Raw genomic sequence first — 3,953 nt, forward strand, 5'->3', positions numbered from 1 at the left:
ATTTGGCCGATCTTGCGTTTGTCCTTCATGCGGTAGCTCTGCCCACTGATCTGTACGATGTGCGAGTGATGCAGTAGCCGATCCAGCACGTTTGGGGCAACCAGTTGTTGGTGACTCGAATCGGTCGTGATCCGGTAAAGACGCCTATAGACGGGTCTGAGGTGCTGGCGTTTGAGACTGTGGCGCACTCGCTCGGGGCCACAACACGCCCGCATAGATTGGAAAGCTGCTTCACGGTTCGGGACCGGCCGTAGGATTGTCCAATGGCCTGATGGATTGCCGCTACCTTGGTATCAAGCGCCTCGTTTGCGCGGTCCCGGCATCTCACACACCCGCCATTGGCAATACCGGGTGTGTGAGATGCCGAAAAATCGACACATCCGGGCAACGGCAAATCGGTCGCGGTTCGATTCAATCCAGGCGTACTTCATCGCGAATCCTTCACGAAATACGCCGCCGCATTTTTACGATCTCAAGGTCCGCTTTAGTATTGACCAACTCCCGACGTAGCCGTTCGTTCTCTGCTTCCAACTCGCTCTGACCTGGTTTGAAACTCTTGGCAACTCCGCCTGCGTTCTTCAGCTTGCCCTGGCGATTCAGACGGATCCAGTTCCACATGCTCGACTCTGGAATCCCCAGCCGCTTCGCGGCCTGATTGCCGCCAATTGATTCGGCCAGGCGTACCGTTTCGTCCTTGAATTCGTCTGTATATTGTCGCTTTGCGGCCTGTGTTCTCTTGCCCATTCATTTCTCCGCTCATCAGAAGGTATCAAACAAATCTAATGTACGTGAAACCAAGGCAAGGTCACCGGGCATTCTCGATCAAGTCAAGAAGACAGACTCAAATCGTAACCACACTAACAAACCCAGTGCGAACTTGGTGCAAAAACTGTCTGAATAACCCTTTCAGCATTTCCAACATAGTTAAAAACTGATAGGAGCCACCTCCTCAATGCCTGCATTATCCCTACGTGCGCAGATCATACCAACAATTGCTGTTTACATCCTTGGTCTTGGTGGAATGGCCGTCATTGAGATTTGTGTTGCGATGTACGCACCCAGGGAGGAAATTGCAGCATGGGCAGCAATCAAAGCATCACTTTTTGTGGCAATTCCGATCTGCCTGCTTGGTCTTGATCAGGTATTAGTTAGAAATCCATCGCGATCTAAATCCATAGCGACTATCTCTTTGCTTCTGATTGTCGCAATTTCGGGGCTGGTAAGCATTGCCCTCAATGCGAGCGGACTGGTAAACGAAATCTGGAAAGGATGGGCCTGCCTAACTCTGCTCGCATCTTCAGTTTTATTCGCAGCCTACTATCGAGCACATTCCTCAATGATCAAAGCGCAAATAGCGACAAATTTGTGGCGCTTCTTTGCGGCAATCGCGATAGTGGCACTGTTCTTCTTAGGCCTCGAACGCGACTATTTGCTGATTATATCGCTTTCAATTCTCATTGCTCTAGCGTTAGCCGCTAGGTTCAATAAGAATCCGATACCTAGTCGCCACTCACTCGCCGACTCAGAGCAGTCGACTTCCGAGTACTTCCGCGTCGGATCAAGATTTCTAGCCGGTGGGTTTCTACTCAACGCGGCGCTACATCTAGATCAAATACTACTCAATCTAGACGGAGAGGTCCTCGCGTCCGCAAACTACTTTCAACACACCACTCTATTTCTCTTGCCTGTCGTTTTTGCATCTGGATTCATTGGCTTTTATCTAGGTCCACTTCTTCGAAACAATTTTACTCAGGCGCAGCTCCGGATAAAAGAGATGTGGCCCTGGCTCGTCTCAGCGGCCTTTGGCTACGCTATCCTATCCACCGTCGTTATGTCTTTCCTGTTTCAGCCGGTTTATGGCGATTCAGCGCAACTCTCCTTCCATCTAGTTTTGCCTCTAGCCTTCGTTGGAACGTTGCGCTTACTTTATTCCGTTCCAAGCGCTGGACTTAACGTCTATGCCCCAACAAGATTACTCGACTTAAACTTAATTCTCTCCGCCATAGGTTTCTTAGTACAAATTTTTCTTTACTTTGGACTAACCCGTTCACAAGTCCCTGCAGCCGAAGCCGTGGCGATATCTAGTGCGGGTCATTGGCTAACAAAAACTGGAGGCGGCTGGTTTTGCTTATATTGCGCGATCAGGAAAGCTCCAAGTCAATCCAATCAGAACATATGAATAATCTAAAGATAATAGCTCCACTTCCAGCAATAACAATACGTACTAGGCTAGTAAAACTTGCCAAATTGCTGAATGAACGAGGCTCTTCTGTCAGTCACTGGGGATGGTCACGAAAGGATGGGGATACGGCCGAAACGTTGCCGTTCGATTTGCATGAAAAGGTCGTCATGCTGCGCACTCGCTCCAACTCAGTACGATTGCACTATCCTCGATGGACTCTAGCTGTTTTCTTCCGATTGCTAAGATCGAAAGAAGATCAAACTTTGTACTGCCTAGGACTAGAAAGTGCAGTGGCAGCTTGGGCGGCGTCAAAATTTAGGAAAATCGAATATATATTTGATGATGCAGACAGGCTCGTATTGATTCTGAAACTTCCCTCCCCTCTGCAACAAATAATACGCTGGGTCGAAATTAAAGTATCTAGATCGTCTCTAGCTCATATCATTCCGGGCGAAGCAAGATATGACTATTCCTCGTCCAAGTTTGTAATCGTTAAGAACACTCCGACAAGTTCGGATATTCGAGATGCTGCAAACGAATCAACCCCACCCAAGCCTGGGAGGTTTGTGGTGTACGTAAATGGCTGGCTAGGAGAAACCCGTGGGTTACCGATCGCGTTATACGCAGCGACTAAGCTCCTATCGAATAAGAATATTGTTTTCATTGCAGCAGGACGAATTGATGGCCCATCCGCAGAGGCCTTCGTTAATCTAGAGAATGTCAATTATTTCGGCGAAGTTTCCAGCTCAAAGTCACTCGCTCTCTACAATATTAGCGATGTTGTATTGACACTATACGACCCTTCAATCGAAATTAATTCCTACGCAGAGTCGAATAAATGGGGCGACGCTATGGTGACTGCGACACCCGTTGTCGTAAACAGCGAGGTAAAGACCGCTGAGTTTCTGCGCACTTCAGGTGCGGCGTTCTCCGCGCCATACAGCGATCCCGACGCATTTGTCGATATCTTTGTTGAGCTGTCAGAATCTGAGAACATGATTAAAGCTGCCAAAGATAGACTGGTAATACTGAGTAAGAATACTAAACCGTTTGACTCCGTCATGAACCGGGTACTGGAGCAGCATCTTGAGTAAATTAAGAAGCAAACTTGAACGTGCAGTCTTCTTTTTAGGAAAGAGAGTCGTTGGCGCCCTCTCTCCGAGAAAGGGAACATCGCTATCGATCTGGTACTACCGGAGAAATGGAATGGTTTTTAGCGGCCGACCAAACTACATTTCCTCAACTGCTTGGTTTGATGGCACAAGCTACAAGCTAATTGAGATTGGCCGTGGCACCACAATTTCAAGCAATGTATCAGTGCTTACTCACGACTGGGCACTTCACACCATTGGGCGGGCTCTCGGAATCGAAACTGTTAAGCCGCTTGGGCGCATCCAAGGGGTCAAGATCGGGGAGTTTTGCTTTGTTGGCCGAGGCTCCACGTTGATGCCCGGATGCAAGCTTGGACGAGGAACAGTCGTTGGCGCAGGCGCTGTGGTCAGAGGAGACATACCCGACTATTCGATAGTAGTCGGTAACCCCGGGATAGTTACAGGCAGAAGTGACGAGTACTATAAAAAGATGGTTGCCTCGCCTAGCTAACCCGAAAGTCAATTATTATCTTACGTTACCTCTCATCTGGCAAAGATGCTGCTCAACCGGCGAATTCTTGCCGGCACTAACCCGCGCTTCTCAATTTTATAGTTATCAAGTGCTCGCAACTCGGACATCGATTTGAAACAAGTACTCCAATCACTCCGCTCCGGTGAAA

Annotated in this window: 4 protein-coding genes and 1 pseudogene; 3 read left to right on the top strand and 2 right to left on the bottom strand. The window is 48.6% G+C overall.

Going from position 1 to position 3,953, the window contains the following annotated elements; all coding sequences use genetic code 11:
- Together ACRBG0_RS25730 and ACRBG0_RS25735 are read right to left on the bottom strand one after the other, a co-directional pair.
- Positions 1–89: pseudogene (locus ACRBG0_RS25730) on the bottom strand (ATP-binding protein); the annotation flags it as partial.
- A gap of 352 nt (positions 90–441) precedes the next feature.
- Complete coding sequence (locus ACRBG0_RS25735) at positions 442–744, bottom strand: transposase (RefSeq protein WP_431489705.1); 303 nt, start codon at positions 742–744, stop codon at positions 442–444.
- A 208-nt stretch (positions 745–952) separates the two neighbouring features.
- Here ACRBG0_RS25735 and ACRBG0_RS25740 point away from each other — a divergent pair, with 208 nt between their 5' ends.
- From ACRBG0_RS25740 to ACRBG0_RS25750, 3 genes are all read left to right on the top strand, one after another.
- Positions 953–2,179: a hypothetical protein gene (locus ACRBG0_RS25740; protein ID WP_431489706.1), complete on the top strand. Its 1,227-nt coding sequence runs from the start codon at positions 953–955 to the stop codon at positions 2,177–2,179.
- The gene (locus ACRBG0_RS25745; protein WP_431489707.1) at positions 2,176–3,276 is read left to right on the top strand and encodes a hypothetical protein; all 1,101 of its coding nucleotides are present in this window, start codon (positions 2,176–2,178) and stop codon (positions 3,274–3,276) included. Before ACRBG0_RS25740 ends, ACRBG0_RS25745 begins: the two co-directional genes overlap by 4 nt.
- A 112-nt stretch (positions 3,277–3,388) precedes the next feature.
- Positions 3,389–3,784, top strand: coding sequence for an acyltransferase (locus ACRBG0_RS25750; protein ID WP_431489708.1), 396 nt, complete (start codon positions 3,389–3,391; stop codon positions 3,782–3,784).
- Positions 3,785–3,953: the final 169 nt, after the last annotated feature.

This window comes from Lewinella sp., from assembly GCF_050633125.1.
Classification (GTDB): Bacteria; Bacteroidota; Bacteroidia; order Chitinophagales; family Saprospiraceae; genus Lewinella.

Bases quoted from the DNA above. Each gene is read 5' to 3' on its own strand.
- ACRBG0_RS25735 (WP_431489705.1), bottom strand. From the start codon at position 744: ATGGGCAAGAGAACACAGGCCGCAAAGCGACAATATACAGACGAATTC.
- ACRBG0_RS25740 (WP_431489706.1), top strand. From the start codon at position 953: ATGCCTGCATTATCCCTACGTGCGCAGATCATACCAACAATTGCTGTT.
- ACRBG0_RS25745 (WP_431489707.1), top strand. From the start codon at position 2,176: ATGAATAATCTAAAGATAATAGCTCCACTTCCAGCAATAACAATACGT.
- ACRBG0_RS25750 (WP_431489708.1), top strand. From the start codon at position 3,389: ATGGTTTTTAGCGGCCGACCAAACTACATTTCCTCAACTGCTTGGTTT.